The organism is Rhizobium sp. RHZ02 (assembly GCF_014851575.1).
In the GTDB taxonomy this organism is placed as follows: domain Bacteria; phylum Pseudomonadota; class Alphaproteobacteria; order Rhizobiales; family Rhizobiaceae; genus Rhizobium; species Rhizobium altiplani.
This window is the reverse complement of sequence record NZ_JACUZX010000004.1, coordinates 247099-263916: the sequence shown is the minus strand read 5'-3', so window position 1 is coordinate 263916 and position 16818 is coordinate 247099. Positions and strand designations below refer to the sequence as shown.

General features: G+C 61.3%; 19 protein-coding genes. 11 read left to right on the top strand and 8 right to left on the bottom strand.

Annotated features, from left to right (window positions below):
- Nucleotides 1–43: 43 nt before the first annotated feature.
- Nucleotides 44–580: a translation initiation factor IF-3 gene (infC, locus tag IB244_RS09015; RefSeq protein WP_025658610.1), complete on the top strand. Its 537-nt coding sequence runs from the start codon at nucleotides 44–46 to the stop codon at nucleotides 578–580.
- A gap of 251 nt (nucleotides 581–831) precedes the next feature.
- Here the strand turns inward: infC and IB244_RS09010 are convergent, their stop codons facing one another.
- Nucleotides 832–1206, bottom strand: a complete 375-nt coding sequence (locus IB244_RS09010) for a hypothetical protein (protein ID WP_192303971.1) — start codon at nucleotides 1204–1206, stop codon at nucleotides 832–834.
- A gap of 253 nt (nucleotides 1207–1459) precedes the next feature.
- Between IB244_RS09010 and IB244_RS09005 the strand changes: the two genes are divergently transcribed.
- The 7 genes from IB244_RS09005 (at nucleotide 1460) to pheT (ending at nucleotide 8700) form a co-directional block, all read left to right on the top strand.
- Nucleotides 1460–2005, top strand: coding sequence for a PepSY domain-containing protein (locus IB244_RS09005; protein ID WP_192303969.1), 546 nt, complete (start codon nucleotides 1460–1462; stop codon nucleotides 2003–2005).
- 5 nt (nucleotides 2006–2010) lie between these two features.
- On the top strand, nucleotides 2011–2676 hold the full coding sequence (locus IB244_RS09000) for a response regulator transcription factor (protein ID WP_018855233.1): 666 nt from the start codon (nucleotides 2011–2013) through the stop codon (nucleotides 2674–2676).
- Nucleotides 2673–4025, top strand: coding sequence for a sensor histidine kinase (locus IB244_RS08995; protein ID WP_192303966.1), 1353 nt, complete (start codon nucleotides 2673–2675; stop codon nucleotides 4023–4025). Before IB244_RS09000 ends, IB244_RS08995 begins: the two co-directional genes overlap by 4 nt.
- Nucleotides 4026–4256: 231 nt before the next feature.
- A complete protein-coding gene (gene rpmI / locus IB244_RS08990) occupies nucleotides 4257–4460 on the top strand; it encodes a 50S ribosomal protein L35 (RefSeq protein ID WP_007529267.1) in 204 nt (67 codons plus the stop codon).
- Nucleotides 4461–4499: 39 nt separating this feature from the next.
- Nucleotides 4500–4904 (top strand): 50S ribosomal protein L20, encoded by a 405-nt coding sequence (rplT, locus tag IB244_RS08985; RefSeq protein ID WP_007798644.1) that lies wholly within the window; start codon nucleotides 4500–4502, stop codon nucleotides 4902–4904.
- Between the two features lie 274 nt (nucleotides 4905–5178).
- On the top strand, nucleotides 5179–6261 hold the full coding sequence (gene pheS / locus IB244_RS08980; protein WP_018855230.1) for a phenylalanine--tRNA ligase subunit alpha: 1083 nt from the start codon (nucleotides 5179–5181) through the stop codon (nucleotides 6259–6261).
- 15 nt (nucleotides 6262–6276) lie between these two features.
- A complete protein-coding gene (pheT, locus tag IB244_RS08975) occupies nucleotides 6277–8700 on the top strand; it encodes a phenylalanine--tRNA ligase subunit beta (protein WP_192303964.1) in 2424 nt (807 codons plus the stop codon).
- A 279-nt stretch (nucleotides 8701–8979) separates the two neighbouring features.
- Here pheT and IB244_RS08970 read toward each other — a convergent pair whose 3' ends face one another.
- Together IB244_RS08970 and IB244_RS08965 are read right to left on the bottom strand one after the other, a co-directional pair.
- Nucleotides 8980–9339, bottom strand: a complete 360-nt coding sequence (locus IB244_RS08970) for a nuclear transport factor 2 family protein (RefSeq protein WP_192303962.1) — start codon at nucleotides 9337–9339, stop codon at nucleotides 8980–8982.
- Between the two features lie 101 nt (nucleotides 9340–9440).
- Nucleotides 9441–10436 (bottom strand): aldo/keto reductase, encoded by a 996-nt coding sequence (locus IB244_RS08965; protein ID WP_018855226.1) that lies wholly within the window; start codon nucleotides 10434–10436, stop codon nucleotides 9441–9443.
- A 125-nt stretch (nucleotides 10437–10561) separates the two neighbouring features.
- Here IB244_RS08965 and IB244_RS08960 point away from each other — a divergent pair, with 125 nt between their 5' ends.
- Nucleotides 10562–11452: a LysR family transcriptional regulator gene (locus IB244_RS08960; protein WP_192303960.1), complete on the top strand. Its 891-nt coding sequence runs from the start codon at nucleotides 10562–10564 to the stop codon at nucleotides 11450–11452.
- A 39-nt stretch (nucleotides 11453–11491) separates the two neighbouring features.
- On the opposite strand, the gene IB244_RS08955 is transcribed toward IB244_RS08960, so the two are convergent.
- Entirely contained in the window at nucleotides 11492–11986 is a 495-nt protein-coding gene (locus tag IB244_RS08955) for a ferritin-like domain-containing protein (RefSeq protein WP_018855224.1), read from the bottom strand.
- Between the two features lie 158 nt (nucleotides 11987–12144).
- Here IB244_RS08955 and IB244_RS08950 point away from each other — a divergent pair, with 158 nt between their 5' ends.
- Entirely contained in the window at nucleotides 12145–12762 is a 618-nt protein-coding gene (locus tag IB244_RS08950) for a hypothetical protein (RefSeq protein WP_025658617.1), read from the top strand.
- Here IB244_RS08950 and IB244_RS08945 read toward each other — a convergent pair.
- Together IB244_RS08945 and IB244_RS08940 are read right to left on the bottom strand one after the other, a co-directional pair.
- Nucleotides 12752–13195, bottom strand: coding sequence for a GNAT family N-acetyltransferase (locus IB244_RS08945; protein WP_018855222.1), 444 nt, complete (start codon nucleotides 13193–13195; stop codon nucleotides 12752–12754). The genes IB244_RS08950 and IB244_RS08945 overlap by 11 nt on opposite strands.
- Nucleotides 13196–13207: 12 nt before the next feature.
- Complete coding sequence (locus IB244_RS08940; protein WP_018855221.1) at nucleotides 13208–14158, bottom strand: aldo/keto reductase; 951 nt, start codon at nucleotides 14156–14158, stop codon at nucleotides 13208–13210.
- Nucleotides 14159–14337: 179 nt separating this feature from the next.
- Between IB244_RS08940 and IB244_RS08935 the strand changes: the two genes are divergently transcribed.
- Nucleotides 14338–15324 carry a Gfo/Idh/MocA family protein gene (locus IB244_RS08935; protein WP_113470515.1) on the top strand — a complete coding sequence of 329 codons (987 nt, stop codon included), beginning with the start codon at nucleotides 14338–14340 and terminating at the stop codon, nucleotides 15322–15324.
- A gap of 2 nt (nucleotides 15325–15326) precedes the next feature.
- Here IB244_RS08935 and IB244_RS08930 read toward each other — a convergent pair whose 3' ends face one another.
- Both IB244_RS08930 and IB244_RS08925 read right to left on the bottom strand, forming a co-directional pair.
- Nucleotides 15327–15704 carry a GtrA family protein gene (locus IB244_RS08930; RefSeq protein WP_018855219.1) on the bottom strand — a complete coding sequence of 126 codons (378 nt, stop codon included), beginning with the start codon at nucleotides 15702–15704 and terminating at the stop codon, nucleotides 15327–15329.
- Nucleotides 15701–16714, bottom strand: coding sequence for a glycosyltransferase (locus tag IB244_RS08925; RefSeq protein WP_192240273.1), 1014 nt, complete (start codon nucleotides 16712–16714; stop codon nucleotides 15701–15703). Before IB244_RS08925 ends, IB244_RS08930 begins: the two co-directional genes overlap by 4 nt.
- Between the last annotated feature and the right edge of the window lie 104 nt (nucleotides 16715–16818).

The following is a 16818-nucleotide window of genomic DNA, read 5'->3' as shown; positions in this document are numbered from 1 at the left end:
CCCGGGCTGCAGCGATCCGAAACAACGCGAGGAGAATACGACCATTCGCAGACCCTTTAAAGCCGACGCGCCCGTAAAGGAAGGGCCGCGCTCGAACCGGGAAATTCGCATCCCCCGAGTTCAGCTGATTGATGCTGAAGGACAGAACTTGGGTGTTGTGCCCACCGACCAGGCCCTGAAAATGGCTGAGGAAGCCGGCCTCGACCTGGTGGAAATCTCCCCCAATGCCGAACCGCCTGTATGCAAGATCCTCGATCTGGGCAAGCTGAAATATGCCAACCAGAAGAAGGCTGCCGAGGCGCGCAAGAAGCAGAAGATTGTCGAAGTTAAAGAGATCAAGATGCGCCCTAACATCGACACCCATGACTATGAGGTGAAGATGAAGGCGATGGGCCGTTTCTTTGAAGACGGTGACAAGGTCAAGGTGACATTGAAGTTCCGCGGCCGTGAAATGGCGCACCAGGAACTTGGTATGAAGCTGCTGCAGCAGGTGAAGGCCGACACGACCGAATATGCCAAGGTCGAAGCCGAGCCCAAGCTCGAAGGCCGCCAGATGATGATGGTACTCGCGCCGAAGTGAGGCGCGTCGCCACTCTCCAATCAAAGCCGTCCGTAAGGGCGGCTTTTGTATTTTGGGGCTGTGGTCGGACCAATCTGACAGGATGCTGACAAACGCACTCAACAGTCTGTCAGAGAGACTTTGGCAATCTGTTCTCAACAAGAAGAGAGCAGAAGGCAAAGATCATGAAGAAGACCATTTCACACGCGTTATTGGCTTCCGTCGCCGCAATCACGGTGACCTTGTCGCTCCCGACAATGCAGACGTTCACGTCAGGCCATTTTTCGTCGTTGGCATTCGCTCGCGGCGGCAGCGATGATGGCGGTGGAAGCAGCAGCAGCGGCAACAGTGGATCCAGCCATAGCGGTGGCAGTGATGACAACAGCGGCAGCGGGCGTGGCGGTGATGATCATAGCGGTCGCAGCGGTCATGACGACGGCGATGACGATCACGGCCGTGGACGTGGACGCGATGACGGAGCCAACCATGACGACAATCCTGGCGAGCACCGCGGCGGCCGCAACGACAATCGCCCGGAAGTGACCCTTTCGGTGTCCGAAGCGAGCCTGACGGGACTGCTGAACGGTTCGCTTGTCGCCGTCGATCAACTCGGCCGGCGCCTCGAGGTCGAGGTTGAGCTTGAGCATGGGGCACACGAGGTGATCGCGCATCCTCACAGAGGTGACTTTATTCGAAATCCTGGCGCAATCACCAGCGTCAACATACTTCCCGCTTCGGCGCAATAATCTGCCCGGCGCGGTCTTCCGGCCACCCCTTCGGAAGAAGGAACTCCGCCGCGCCCCGGCGGAGTTCCTGGTTTATCGGAGCCTTGTCTGGTCGCGATAAAGTGTTCAGTGTAGGTTCCGCGATTGCAGAAGCATTGAGGTACATTGAAGTTCAATGAATAGAAGCCGTCGCAGTTTCATGACGATGTTGATGCTGGCCATAGCGCTCTCTGCGGCCGGCCCGATGTTCGTTTCCCATGCTGAGGCCAAGGATGGTGGCAGCGATGATGGCGGCGGCAGCAGCGGTGGGAGCGGTTCGAGCGGAGGCAGCGGCTCGTCGGGCTCTGGTTCGTCCGGATCCTCGGGTTCCAACTCGGGCAGCGGCAGTTCCAATTCCGGTCGTGGCGGCCACGACGATCACGCGGATGATGACGGCGGCGACGACCACGGCGGAGGCGGAGGCGGCGGTAGCAGCGGCCGCGGCAGTGGCGGCCGGAACACCGATTCCGATCGCGCGCGCGACGCCGTTCGCGAGGGCCGGATCCTGCCGCTGAAGACCGTTCTGCAGCGGATCGACGCAAAACGCTACGGTCGGGTCATCGACGTCAATCTCCATCGATCCATGTTCGGCGATGTGTATCAAGTGAAAGTTCGCGACGGGACGGGCGCGATCAGGACATTGCGAGTCGACGCCCGCAACGGAGCATTGCTGGGAGGGTAGGGGCTATGCGTATCCTGTTGGCGGAGGACGATCCCAATATTTCCGGCCATGTGGTCGAACAGCTTGGGCGGGAAGGCTATCGCGTCGAGGTATTTGCAAGCGGGCCTGCTGTATGGGAAGAGGGCGAGACGGGCGATTACTCAGCCATCATCCTAGACCTCGGATTGCCCGGCATGGATGGCCTGTCGATCCTGAAACGCTGGCGCGGCGCGGGCATCAACACGCCGGTTCTTGTTCTCACTGCCCGCGGCTCGTGGATGGAGCGTGTCGACGGCTTTGATGCGGGAGCCGATGACTATCTGCCGAAGCCGTTTCGTACCGAGGAGCTGCTGGCTCGCCTGAGAGCGCTCCTGCGGCGCACCGGCGCCATCGCATCGCGCGTCAAATCCGCCAACCGCTTCACTCTCGATGAAAGCGCAAGGCGCGTCACCTTCGATGGACGCGAACTTGATCTCAGTCCGCTCGAATACCGGATGATAGCGCTTTTCATCGGCAAGCCCGGTGAGGTCCTGAGCCCGACCGAACTGGCGAGCCAGGTTCAGGGCCGTGATGACGATGCCGCCAAGAATGCCGTGGAAGCTATGGTGGCGCGGCTGCGCAAGAAGACGGACAGCGACGCCATCGAGACCCGGCGCGGCTTCGGCTATGTTCTTCCGGGGCGACCTCGGTGATCCACTCGCTGCATTTTCGCCTCGCTGCCGGAGCGCTTGTCGCGATCGCGCTGGCGTTGATGCTCGTCTGGGCGGTGCTTAGCCACCTGTTCGCGGATTATCTGGCCGACCAGTATTCCAACGAAATGACGTCGGTGATGGATTCGCTGGCGGCGCGGCTCAGCGTGGAGAATGGCGCTCTTGAATTGAAGAACGAGCCTGCCGACTCGCGCTTCCAGATCCCCGCCGGCGGCCGCTACTGGCAGATCTCTCCCGATGGCAACGAGGAGCCGCTGCGGTCTCGCTCGCTGTGGGACGAGGAGATCACCGCGGATGACCTGTCGAAGGACATGTATTGCGGGTTCCGGGAAACGGACGGGCCGGATGGCTCGCCGCTGCTGGTGTCGATGAAGACGATGGCGCTTGGCGAAGGCGCCGCAAAGAAGAATTTCACCGTCTATGCGGCTTTCTCCAAGCCCGAGATGGAAGCGGCGCTTGAAAGCTATCACCGGCCGTTGCGGCTGATGCTGCTTTCGACCGGCGGCATGCTGCTCCTCGCGGCGTTCTTGCAGGGGTGGGTGGGCTTGCGCCCGCTGGTGCGGCTTCGCGAGCGCGTTGCGGATATCAGGGCCGGCCGCAGCTCACATATCTGCACGCAGGGGCCGAGCGAGGTCAAGCCGCTGGTTCGTGAAATCAACCTGCTGCTCAGCGAGCGGGAGACGGCGATCGAGCGCGCCCGCGCGCGTGCCAGCGACCTCGCCCATGGTTTGAAAACGCCTCTCACGGTGCTGTCTCACCTGGTTGAAGCCTTGCCCGAGGACCAGCGCGAAACGGCTCTGCAACAGATCGAGCTGGTCCGCCAGCGCGCCGACCGACAACTGCAGGCCGCCCGCATGGGAGTGGAGCAAATGGCCACGACGTCGCTGCTCGGCATTGCAGGAAAGCTCGTCAATGTGCTGACGCCTTTCACCGAAGAGAAAGGGATCGACTGGCATCTCGATATCGACCCCGCCCTGACGGTTCAGGCGGACCCCGCGGACATCGCCGAGGCACTCGGCAACGTACTCGACAATGCCGTGCGCTTTGCCAGAACGCGCATCGATCTTTCCGCCGGTCGCTTACAGGATGATGTCGTGCTCAGCGTTTCCGACGATGGACCCGGCGCCGATCCTGGTAGCTACGACCTGATGCTGAAGCGCGGTGTCAGGATCGATGAAGGCACGGCAGGAACTGGGTTAGGGCTGGCGATCTCGGGCGATATCCTTGAGGCTTACGGCGGCAGGCTCGATCTTTCCGCCTCGCGGTGGGGCGGGCTGCAGGTGAAACTGATGCTTCCGGCCATGGCGAGCCGGCCTCCCGCCATTGCTTAGAAGATTCATTGGCCGCCCCGTTGCACTTTTATGACGCTGCGGTTATAAGCGCGCGTCCGAACTGACCGGCAGGGCATGCCGTGGCGGTTTCGAATGCTTGCGGAACGGTTCATCACCGGAGCCGCAGATCAACAACAAACGCTCCCGCACCTTGTTGCGACGGCCGGAAACCGGGCATCGCAAGAAGGCTTCTTTGATGAAGAGCAGGGGGTCCAGAAACGGAGTAGCAAAATGCCCAAGATGAAGACGAAGTCTGCTGCCAAGAAGCGGTTCAAGATCACCGCGACCGGCAAGGTCAAGGCTGCAGCTGCTGGCAAGCGCCATGGCATGATCAAGCGTACCAACAAGTTCATCCGCGATGCACGTGGCACGATGGTTCTCGCAGAACCCGATGGCCGCAAGGTCGTGAAGAACTACCTGCCGAACGGTCTCTAAGACTATTCCGCGAACGCTTTAGATTAAGGAGATCATGAAATGGCACGTGTAAAAAGAGGCGTTACCGCCCACGCCAAGCACAAGAAGGTTCTGAAGGCCGCTAAGGGCTTTTACGGCCGTCGCAAGAACACCATCCGCGCTGCGAAGGCTGCTGTCGATCGTTCGAAGCAGTACGCTTACCGCGACCGCAAGATCAACAAGCGCAACTTCCGCGCCCTCTGGATCCAGCGCATCAACGCCGCTGTCCGCGAATTCGGCCTGACCTACGGCCGCTTCATCGACGGCCTGAACAAGGCTGGCATCGAAGTCGACCGTAAGGTTCTCTCCGACATGGCAATCCATGAGCCTGAAGCATTCGGTGCACTCGTTGCTGCCTCCAAGAAGGCTCTCGAGTACCTGAAGGACGCCGGTACGAAGAACGAGTTTGAAGCAGCCGTCAACTAAGCCGGCGCTGTCAGAGCTTTTGCTTCGATGATTTAGGACCCGCGCTGGCCAGGCTTGCGCGGGTTCTTTGCATTTGGCGCGATGGCGATTGAGACGGCATTGCCCGCGATGGGCCGTTCCTCTCTCGACGTCGCGGGCTTTTTGTGGTGTGCCCGGTTGATTGGCCGCGTGCACATGGGTAGTGATCTGCGACGCTTCATCGTGGCGCTTGAGCTATTCGATGCATGTTTTCGTGAATTATCGACAAGACTGACGCCCTGTGAGGCAGGAAAAGATGACCGAACTCGAAACCCTGGAAAAGCAACTTCTGTCTGATGTGGCAGCCGCTGCCGACGAGCCGGCGATCGAAGCCGTGCGTGTTGGCGCGCTCGGCAAGAAGGGTTCGGTCTCCGAGCTCCTGAAGACGCTCGGTGCAATGACGCCGGAAGAGCGCCAGACGCGCGGCGCTGCCATCAACGCACTGAAGAACGCCGTCACCGACGCAATCACCGACCGCAAGGCGGAGCTGAAGAAGGCCGCGATCGATGCGCGCCTGAAGGCCGAGACGGTCGACGTCAGCCTGCCGGTACGCTCTTCGCCAGCCGAGCGCGGCCGTATCCATCCGATCAGCCAGATCATCGACGAAATCACCGCGATCTTCGGCGACATGGGTTTCTCGATCGCCGAAGGTCCGGATGTCGAGACCGACTACTACAATTTCACGGCGCTGAACTTCCCGGAAGGCCACCCGGCCCGCGAGATGCACGACACCTTCTTCTTCAATCCGGATGAAAACGGTGAGCGCAAGGTGCTGCGCACGCACACCTCGCCGGTACAGGTGCGCACCATGGAAGCGCAGAAGCCGCCGATCCGCATCATCATCCCCGGCAAGACCTACCGCCAGGATTCGGACGCCACGCACTCGCCGATGTTCCACCAGGTCGAAGGCTTGGTCGTCGACAAGAAGGCGAATGTTGCCAACATCCGCTGGGTGCTCGAAGAGTTCTGCAAGTCCTTCTTCGAGGTCGACAGTGTGACGATGCGCTTCCGCCCGTCCTTCTTCCCGTTCACCGAGCCGTCCTTCGAAGTCGACATCCAGTGCGACCGCTCCGGTCCGATCGTCAAGTTCGGCGAAGGCACCGACTGGATGGAGATCCTTGGCTGCGGCATGGTGCATCCGAACGTGCTCCGCGCCGGCGGTCTCGATCCCGATGAATACCAGGGCTTTGCCTGGGGCATGGGCCTCGACCGCATCGCCATGCTGAAATACGGCATGCCTGATCTGCGCGACTTCTTCAACGCCGACGTCCGCTGGATGACCCATTACGGCTTCCGCCCGCTCGACATGCCGACGCTGTTCGGCGGCCTGAGCGCGTAAGGGAGGATAGAGATTATGAAGTTCACACTCTCCTGGCTGAAGGATCATCTGGAAACGGATGCGACCCTCGATGAAATCTGCACCCGCCTGACCGAGATCGGGCTCGAGGTCGAGGACGTCGATGACAAGGCGGCGTTCAAGCCCTTCGTCATCGCCAAGATCCTGACCGCCGAGAAACACCCACAGGCCGATCGCCTCAAGGTTCTCTCCGTCGATACCGGCAAGGGCGCCCCCGTCCAGGTCGTCTGCGGCGCTCCCAATGCGCGCGCCGGCTTGATCGGCGCCTTCGCGGCCCCCGGCACCTATGTTCCCGGCATCGACGTGACGCTCACCGTCGGCAACATCCGCGGCGTCGAAAGCCACGGCATGATGTGTTCGGAGAAGGAGCTGCAGATCTCCGACAGCCACGATGGCATCATCGATCTCCCCGAGGATGCGCCGGTTGGTGAAAGCTACGCCGCCTACGCGCATCTCGACGATCCCATGATCGAGATCAACCTGACGCCGAACCGTCCGGATTGCACTTCGATCTACGGCATCGCGCGTGACCTGGCTGCTTCCGGCCTCGGCACGCTGAAGACACGCCCGGCACCGTCCTTCACTGTTGAAGGCGAGACGCCGGTGAGGCTGACGCTCGACCTTGACGATCCGAAGCTCTGCCCGGGCTTTGCGCTGCGTCTCGTACGCGGCGTCAAGAACGGCCCGAGCCCGAAATGGGTGCAACAGCGTCTGCTCGCTATCGGTCTTCGCCCGATCAACGCGCTCGTCGATATCACCAACTACATGACCTTCGACCAGGGTCGCCCGATGCACGTCTTCGACGCCGCCAAGGTCAAGGGCAACCTGACCGTCCGTCGCGCCAAGGACGGCGAGACGGTGCTTGCGCTCGATCAGCGCGAGTACAAGCTTGGGCCGAATAATGTCGTGATCGCCGATGCCGATGGCATCGAGTCGATTGGCGGCATCATGGGCGGCGAGCATTCCGGCTGCGACGAGAACACCACCGACGTCTTGATCGAGAGCGCTCTCTGGGATCCAATGAACATCGCGAAATCAGGCCGCGGCCTCGGCATCATCACCGATGCCCGCTACCGCTTCGAGCGCGGGGTCGATCCGGAGTATATGGTTCCCGGTCTCGAGCGCACCACCGAGCTGGTGCTCGAATTCTGCGGCGGCACGGCCGCCAAGGCAGAGGTCGTCGGCTACATGGGTTATGACGCAAAGATCGTCGACTTCCCCTTCTCCGAGGTCAAGCGCCTGACGGGTCTTGAGGTTTCCACGCAGGAAAGCACCGAGATCCTGACGCGCCTCGGCTTCAAGGTTACCGGTTCGGGCGAACGCGTTTCCGTCGCCGTTCCCTCCTGGCGTCCCGATGTCGATGGCAAGGCCGACCTCGTCGAAGAGGTCATGCGCATCCACGGCGTCGACAACATCAAGCCGGCGCCGTTGGAAAGCCATGCAGCCGTCAACGGCAGGATCCTGACGACGCTGCAGATCCGCACTCGCATCGCCAAGCGCGCGCTTGCCTCGCGCGGCATGCTGGAAGCCGTCAATTGGTCGTTCATCTCAGAGGATCAGGCAAAGCTCTTCGGCGGCGGCTTGCCGGCACTCAAGCTTGCCAACCCTATTGCTGCCGATATGTCCGACATGCGCCCCTCGCTGCTCCCCGGCCTGCTGACGGCTGCCCAGCGGAATGGCGACAAGGGCTATGGCGACGTTGCGATCTTCGAGGTGTCCGGCACCTATGAGAACGACCGGCCCGAAGGCCAGCGCCGCGTTGCCGGCGGCGTCCGTCGCGGCACGGCATCGATGTCAGGCGCAGGCCGCATGTGGTCGAACGCTGCCAAGGGCGGCGGCAAGCCGGTGGACGTCTTCGACGCCAAGGCCGATGCGCTGGCCGTGATCGAAGCCTGCGGCCTGCCGATGGGCAACATCCAGATCGAGCAGGGCGGTCCCGAATGGTTCCACCCCGGCCGGTCCGGTACGATCAAGATGGGTCCGAAGGTCGTGCTCGGCTATTTCGGCGAGTTCCATCCCTCGACGCTGGAAGCGCTCGATGTCTCGGGCGCGCTCTGCGGCTTCGAGGTCTATGTCGACGCCATGCCCGAGCCGAAGAAGAAAGCCACCCGCACCAAGCCGGCGCTGGAACTGTCTGCCTTCCAGGCCGTCAAGCGCGACTTTGCCTTCGTCGTCGACAAGTCGGTGGAAGCCGGCGCGATCATCAAGGCCGCGACCGGTGCCGACCGCAAGCTGGTCACATCAGTCAATGTCTTCGACATCTTCGAGGGTCCGTCACTCGGTGAAGGCAAGAAGTCGGTAGCGATCGAAGTGCAGATCCAGCCGGTCGAGCGCACGCTGACCGACGAGGATTTCGAGGCGCTGACTGAGAAGATCGTTGCCAGCGTGACGAAGTTCACCGGTGGTGTTCTCAGAGCCTGAGGCCAAGATCTCCCTTAGCAAAGGGCCGGCGATCATTTCGCCGGCTCCGACTGCTGACGAAGTGTTCTTTTTGCGGAACGTTCGGTTTCTCCGTCATGCCGGCCTTGTGCCGGCATCCAGCGGCACCGCGCCTGCGGTGCGAAAGGCCTTTTGCGCGCAAGGACTTGCGCGCGCTCGACCCCGGCTCATCGGCCGGGGTGACGACGGAGAGAGCTTCCATCCCAATATGCTATAAGGCTTTGTCAGCAAGCTGGGCCGGCGATCGTCTCGCCGGCTTTTTTATGTGTGGAGATAGTAGAGCTTGTTGACGATCGTCCAGCGGCCGTCGATTTTCAGCATCGAGAGGTAATCGGTGAAGCGCATGCCGGCGAAATCGTCGCTGACCTTCACGCACGCCGCATCGCCGACGATGTCAAGCATCTGGATGTCCATGTGCGGCTGGGTTGTGGGTGGTGCCGAACCTTCGGCGACGATCGCGGCAATGAATTCTTCCCGGTTCAGCCACTCGACCGCGTTCTCGTAGTGCCCGATGATGTCGCACTGCGGATGGAAGGCCTTCCGCAATGCAGCTTCGTTGGCGAAGGACATGCCCTCGACGTAGAGATGGACGACTGCTTCGATTGCCTGCTGGTCCGACATGTCTCACCTCGCCAGGAACATGCCCAATAGCATAGTGCAGCGAATGGGTGCGGCAAGATCGCCGGATGCGGCAGGGGGCAATCGATGCCTCCGCCTTTCGGCTAGAGGTTGGTCATCGCGAGCGACGCGTCGGAGTAGCGCTTGCCGGCAATCTTATCGAGCGAGATGGTCTCTGTCAGTTCGGTCAGCTCCGTCTTGCTCAGCACGATATCGGCTGCGGCGGCGTTCTGCTCGAGATGGTTCACCTTGCGAGCGCCCGGGATCGGCACGATGTCGTCGCCCTGGTGCAGGACCCAGGCGAGCGCCAGCTGTGCGGTGGTCACGCCCTTCTCCTTAGCGAGTGCCTCGAGCTTGGCCACGAGCGCGACATTGGCGTCGAAATTGTCCGACTGGAAGCGCGGCAGCTGGCGCCGGAAATCGTCGGCGCCAAGATCCTCCGGCTTCTGGATCGCGCCCGTCAGAAAGCCACGGCCAAGCGGGCTATAGGGCACGAAGCCGATCCCGAGTTCGCGGCAGGTGTGGAGAACGCCGTTTTCCGGGTCGCGGGTCCAGAGCGAATATTCGCTCTGCAGTGCTGCGATGGGGTGGACGGCATGAGCGCGGCGGATCGTGGCGCTGCCGGCTTCCGAAAGGCCGAGTGCGCGAACCTTGCCTTCGCGTACCAGCTCGGCCATCGCGCCGACGGTCTCCTCGATCGGCACATTGGGGTCGACACGATGCTGGTAGAAAAGGTCGATCGTTTCGACGCCGAGCCGTTTCAGAGAGGCTTCTGCCACTCGCTTCACGTTTTCCGGGCGGCTGTCGACCCCGGTCAGGGCTGCGGCGCCGGATTTATTCGGATCCAGCTTGAAGCCGAACTTGGTGGCGATGACGACGCGGTCGCGCACGGGCTTCAATGCCCGGCCGAGGAGCTCTTCATTGGTGTAGGGGCCGTACATTTCGGCCGTGTCGAAGAAGGTGATACCGAGATCGACGGCACGGTTCAGCGTCCTGATCGACTCGTTTTCGTCACTGGCACCATAGGCGAAGCTCATGCCCATGCAGCCGAGGCCGACGGCAGAGACTTCAAGGTCGTTTCCGAGTTTGCGGGTTTTCATGCGGGGCTCCTTTGTGAGCGAAAGGTCAAACCACGGTCGATGCCGGGTACTGATGAAACCTAGCGCCCCATCAGCCTTCAAAAAATAGGTGCAATCCGTAACAGGCTGTTCTAATCGTTCGATCAATGAACCGCACGCAGCTTGCCCAACTCGTCGTTCTCGCCGCCGTTTCCGAACGACGAAGTTTTCGCGCGGCCGCCAAGGAGCTGGAAATTGCGCCATCTGCCGTCAGCCACGCGATCTCGCGCCTGGAAGAAAGCCTCGGCGTCCGGCTGCTGGCACGGACGACGCGCAGTGTCGCGCCGACGGAGGAGGGGCGTCTGCTGCTGCAGCGCCTGAAGCCGGCGCTTGATGAAATCGGGATCGCGCTAGAAGCGGTCACCGAGGCGGGCGGAAGGCCGGCCGGAAATCTGCGCATCTCCGCGCCGCGTTTTGCCTCGGATATCCTGCTTGCGCCGCGGCTTGGCGAATTCCTGAACCGCTATCCTGATATCACGCTCGAAATCGCCAATGAGGATGGGTTCACCGATATCGTTCGGGAAGGTTTCGACGCCGGCATTCGCCTGGAGGAGAGCCTCGAGGCGGACATGGTCGCCGTGCGGGCCTCGCCGAATCTGACCACGGTGATTGCGGGTTCTCCCGACTATTTTGAGCGGCACCCGAAACCCTTGCATCCCTCCGATCTGGTTCACCACCGCTGCATCAAGCGGCGTTTTACAAACGGCACGATCTATCGCTGGGAATTCGAAAAGGACGGCCAGGAGCTGGTTGTGGGAGTCGATGGTCCCTTGATCGTCAGTGAGGACAGGCTGGGATTGATCGCGGCGCTGAATGGCGTGGGGCTCGCCTATCTGTTCGACCTGCGCGTCGAGCACGAACTGGCAAGCGGCAAGCTCGTCCGTGTGCTGGAGGACTGGTGTTCGCCCTATCCGGGGCCATTCATCTACTATCCGAGCCGGCGCCAGATGCGGCCAGCTCTGCGTGCCTTCATCGACTTCTTCCGTTATGTCGGGTGAAGCGGAGGGATGCCGTTGGGCATCCCGCCGGATCGACGGTCAGGCCGCGGCCTTCTGGTTGGCAGCCGTCATGGCCAGCTTCGACAATGTCTTGTCGGTTGCCGCTTCTTCCTGCAACGTCTTGTCGAGCAGGGCAACGACGTCCTTCTTGCCGAGGGTCTGCGCCCAGGTCTTCAGCGTGCCGTAGCGGGCGATCTCGTAGTGCTCCACTGCCTGCGCAGAGGAGATGAGACCGGCATCGATAGCCGGCGAGCCCTTGAACTCATCGATGATCTCTTCGCCCTCGGCAATGATGCCCTGGATCGCCTCGCAGGTCTTGCCCTGGGCGCGCTTGCCGACGAGGTCAAAGACCTGCTGCAGGCGCTCGACATGTCCCTCGGTCTGCTCGCGATGCTTTTCGAAGCCGGCCTTCAGCTCTTGCGATTGAGCCGCCCGCGCCATTTTCGGCAGGGTGCGCAGGATTTGCCGCTCGGCAAAATAGATGTCCTTGAGCGTATCGTAGAATAGATCGTCGAGGGTCTTTTCTTTGGCCATTGTCTCTACCTTCCTGGGTGTGGGGGATCCGCGCTTCCTTGGTGGGGAGCTACGGACGCTAGGGAAAGACAAGAGGTAGCTAATTGTTCCGGTCGTTTTCGGGTTGCGTTGATCGCCGGGGGAGGCAGAGTGAGACGTTCAACCAACGGGAGCTTTTCGTGAAGAAACCTGGATCGATGAAGGGCCTGGAGGAACTCGGGCGTGCGCGCCTTTCGAAGAATTTCTTCCTCCGTGATTTCCTGCATTCCGAAATCGCCGATTTCTATCGCATTCCGAATATCCCCGAAAATCCCGATCTGGCGATCGAAGCGGGAAGGCGGCTCTGCGAGGAGTTGCTGGAACCGCTGCAGGCGACGTTCGGCCGGCTGCACATCCGTTCCGGCTATCGCTCGCCTGAGGTCAACCAGTTCGGCAACCGCAACAACCTCAACTGCTCGTTAAATGCCGCGACGGCCGCCGATCACATCTGGGACCTGCGCGATTTCGATGGCTGCATGGGTGCCACCGCCTGTGTCGTCGTCCCGTGGATGGTCGACAACTACAGCAACGAAGAGGACTGGCAGAGGCTGGCATGGTGGATCCACGATCATCTGCCCTATGCCTCGCTCTGCTTCTTCCCGAAGCTCTGGGCCTTCAACATCCAATGGCACGAACGCCCGCGCCGGGTCATCCAGAGCTATGTGAGGCCACGCGGCATCCTGACGAAGCCGGGCATGGGGAACTGGGAGGGCAGCCACGCCGGCTTGTATGAGGGCTTCCCGCCGCTCAGAAATTGATGCGGTAGCGGATGTGCCCGTCGTTCTCGACATAGCTGTCGTAGAGCGCCCGCGCCGTCTTGTTCTGTTCGCTGGTGTGCCAGTAGAGCCGCGACCAGCCGTTCTTCTTGCAGAGCGAAACGAGATCGTCCATCAAGGCGCGGCCCGCACCCTTTCCGCGTGCGGCCGGATCGACGAAGAGGTCTTCGAGATAGCAGTCCTTGCCACGGATCCAGGTGCCCTCATGCGTCAGGCTGAGGGTGAAACCCATCATCTTGCCGTCCACCTCGGCGACACGCATGAAGATCGCAGACGCCGGATCGAAGACCCGGCGCCATGTCGCATCGGTGATGTCAGGATCGACCGTGACCTCGTAGAAGGCGAGATAGCCGGCCCAAAGCTCGCGCCAGCGCGCTTCGTCCTCGGGCTTCGCATCGCGGATCGTCACGGTCATCGGTCCCTCCCGTCAGGCGGCGCCGGCCCTGTCGAGCAGCGCCATCGCGTCATCGGAGAGTGAAAGCGTCGCTGACTTGGTCAAGCTCTGAAGCTGCGACAGGCTGGTAGCACTGGCGATCGGCGCCGTCACGCCCTTCTTTCTGAGCAGCCAGGCAAGCGCGATCTCTGCCGGCTTGGCGCCGGTTTCCGCCACGACCTTGTCGAGCGCTGCCAAAATGCGCAGTCCCTTGTCGTCGAGATATTGCGCCACCCGGCCTTCGCGGGCGCGGCCTTCCGTATCGGCCTTCGTGCGATACTTTCCGGAGAGAAAGCCGGCGGCAAGGCTGAAATAGGTGATGACGCCGATATCTTCCTTGACGCAGAGATCAGCCAGCGGTCCCTCGAAGCTCGCGCGTGCATAGAGATTGTATTCCGGCTGGATGACATCGTAGCGCGGCACGCCGGCCCTCTCGGCGGCATCGAAGGACGCCTGAAGCTGCGTGGCGTCGAGATTGGAGCAGCCGATCGCGCGGATCTTGCCCTGCTGCTTCAGCTTGGCGAAGGCGCCGAGCGTCTCCTCATAGGGCGTGTTCTCGTCCGGCCAATGCGAGAGATAGAGGTCGATATAGTCGGTCTGCAGCCGGCGCAGCGAATCCTCAACCGCCTTCAGGATATAGGTTTCCTTCAGCGTCTTGCCCTGACCCATGTCGGAGCCGACCTTGGTGACGACGACAGCCTTGTGGCGGGACACCTTGCCGCGCTTCAGCCACTTGCCGATGATCTCCTCGGACTCGCCGCCCTTGTTGCCCGGCACCCACGCTCCATAGACGTCGGCCGTGTCGATCGTGTTGAAGCCCGCGTCGAAGAAGGCATCGAGAATATCGAAGGACGTCTTCTCGTCGGCGGTCCAGCTGAAGACGTTGCCGCCCAAGACGATCGGGGCGATCGAAAGGCCGGTTTTTCCAAGACGGCGCATATCCATAGCGCTCTCCTAAAGTGCAGGATTGATTGAAATCGTTGACGCGGCAGAACACCGCCGAAGTCTAACCTAGCGTGGCTTCGAACGAATGGAAACCAACTCCGCGATTTGTGATCGCGCCATTGCGCCGCCGTGGCCGGCTTACTAAGGTGCGCAAAAATCGAACCAGAAGGACCCAGGCTATGCTGCGTTTTGGTATTCTTTCGACCGCAAAGATCGGCCGTGAACTCGTCGTACCCGCCATTCAGGATGCGGAAAACTGCGTCGTGACGGCCGTTGCGAGCCGCGATCTGGCGAGGGCTCGCGAGATGGCGGATCGTTTTTCCGTTCCGCACGCCTTCGGCTCCTACGAGGAGATGCTCGCTTCCGACAAGATCGATGCCGTCTATATTCCGCTGCCAACCTCGCAGCACGTCGAGTGGACGATCAAGGCCGCCGATGCCGGCAAGCACGTGCTCTGCGAAAAGCCGATCGCGCTCAAGGCAGACGAGATCGACAGCCTGATTGCCGCCCGCGACCGCAACAAGGTTCTCATCACCGAAGCCTACATGGTCACCTACGCACCGGTCTGGCGGAAGGTTCGCTCGCTGATAACGGACGGCGCGATTGGCACACTCCTGCATGTTCAGGGCGCCTTCACCTATTTCAACCGCGACCCCGGCAACATGCGCAACATTCCCGAACTCGGCGGCGGCGCGCTGCCTGATATCGGCGTCTATCCGACGATCGGCACACGCTTTTCCACCGGCAAGGAGCCGCTGCGCGTCCAGGCCGTCACCCGCCGCGACCCGGAATTCGGCACCGACATCTATTCCAGCGTCAAGGCCGATTTCGGCGATTTTGAACTGACCTTCTATATCGCTACCCAGATGGCGAACCGCCAGGTCATGGTTTTCCATGGCACCGACGGCTTCATCGAGGTGAAGTCACCGTTCAATGCTGACCGCTGGGGCGCCGAGGAGATCGAACTCACCAACCGCAGCCACAATGAATCAACGATCTTCCGCTTCCCCGACAGCCGCCAGTACAAGCGCGAAGCCGAGGCCTTTGCGCGCGCTGCCAAGGGTGAGAATGAAGAGGTGGTGACGCTGGAGAGCTCGAAGCTCAGCCAGAAGTTCATCGATGCGATCTACCGCGCCAGCGAGAAGGACGGCTGGGAGCCCGTCTGAGCTCAGTCGCCTCGAAAAACGAAGCGGGAATAGCCGACGAAGCTGAAGACCGTGGACGCGGCGGTGGAAAGAACCATCGCCGCGAGTGGCTGCAAGTCAGGTAGCCGCAGCAGCAGCGCCGAATAAAGCCCATAGTTCACCAGCGCCGCCGTCACCCCGACGGAGCCGTAGCGAAATCCCTCGACGGCGAGCGAGTGTCCCGAGCGATCGAAGGTGAATGTTCTGTTGAAGATCCACGTCGCTGCCATTGCCAGAGCGATCGCGATCACGCGAGCAATGAATGGGCCAAGCGGCGTGATATGCAGCAAGAGCGCAAGAACGCCCGCATCGACCATAAAGCCAAGGCCGCCAGCAATCCCGAAGCGGAGCAGCTTCTTCATCTGGTGCTGATCTTGGCCGACTGTTGATGATAATCGTCGAGATCATCAGCCAGCAAGGGTGTCTGCTCGCGCGGGCGCGGAGCCATAAGGCTCATATAGTGGATGCGAAGCTGCTCTGCGCGGGCGCGCGAAACGGAATCGAGGATCACGCCGGCGGTAAACATCATGAACGACACCATGATCAGTGCCATAGACAGGACCCATGTCGGCATTCGGCTGACGAGACCCGTTTCAAAATACTCGAAGAGGACGGGCGTCATGAATCCGAGACTCGCTGACATAAAAATCGCGCTGATGATGCCAAAGAACACGAAGGGCCGCGTTTCCTTCATCAGCATCGCGAACATCCAGAGGATCTTGGCGCCATCCTTGAAGGTCGAAAGCTTCGAGTGAGAACCTTCCGGCCGACGGCCGTAATCCAGTTCCAGCTCGCTGACAGGCAGCTTCAGACGCGACGCATGCACGGACATTTCCGTTTCGATCTCGAAGCCTCCCGAGACGGCAGGGAAACTCTTGACGAAGCGTCGCGAGAAGACGCGGTAGCCCGAGAAGATATCGGTGAAATCGGTACCGAAGATCGTCCGGTACATCATGTTGAAGATCTTGTTGCCGAAGGCATGCCCCTGCCTGCCGGCATCCGAATGGACGCCGCGCCGTGTGCCGACGACCATGTCGGCGCGCTCCGTCAGCAGGGTGCGGATCAGTTCCTCAGCATCGTCGGGCGAGTAGGTGCCGTCGCCATCGGCCATGATGTAGATGTCGGCGTCGATGTCGGCGAACATGCGCCGGACAACGTGGCCTTTGCCCTGCCGACGTTCGCGCACCACGTGGGCACCGGCAAGCATCGCGTGGAGTGCCGTGCCATCCGTGGAGTTGTTGTCGTAGACGTGGATGGGGGCGCCCGGCAACGCAGACTTGAATCCCCGGACAACGGCGCCGATCGTCGAGGCCTCGTTGTAGCAGGGCAGGAGCACGGCAATATTCAGATTGTCGATACGCGATCCGGTCATGATCACACCCGCGGCGAAGAAATCTCGACAAGAATAGACGGCGCGCGTTAACAAGTGGCTATGGAGCCGGCGAAAACTGCGCGTGAGCAGGACTTTTACGGTTT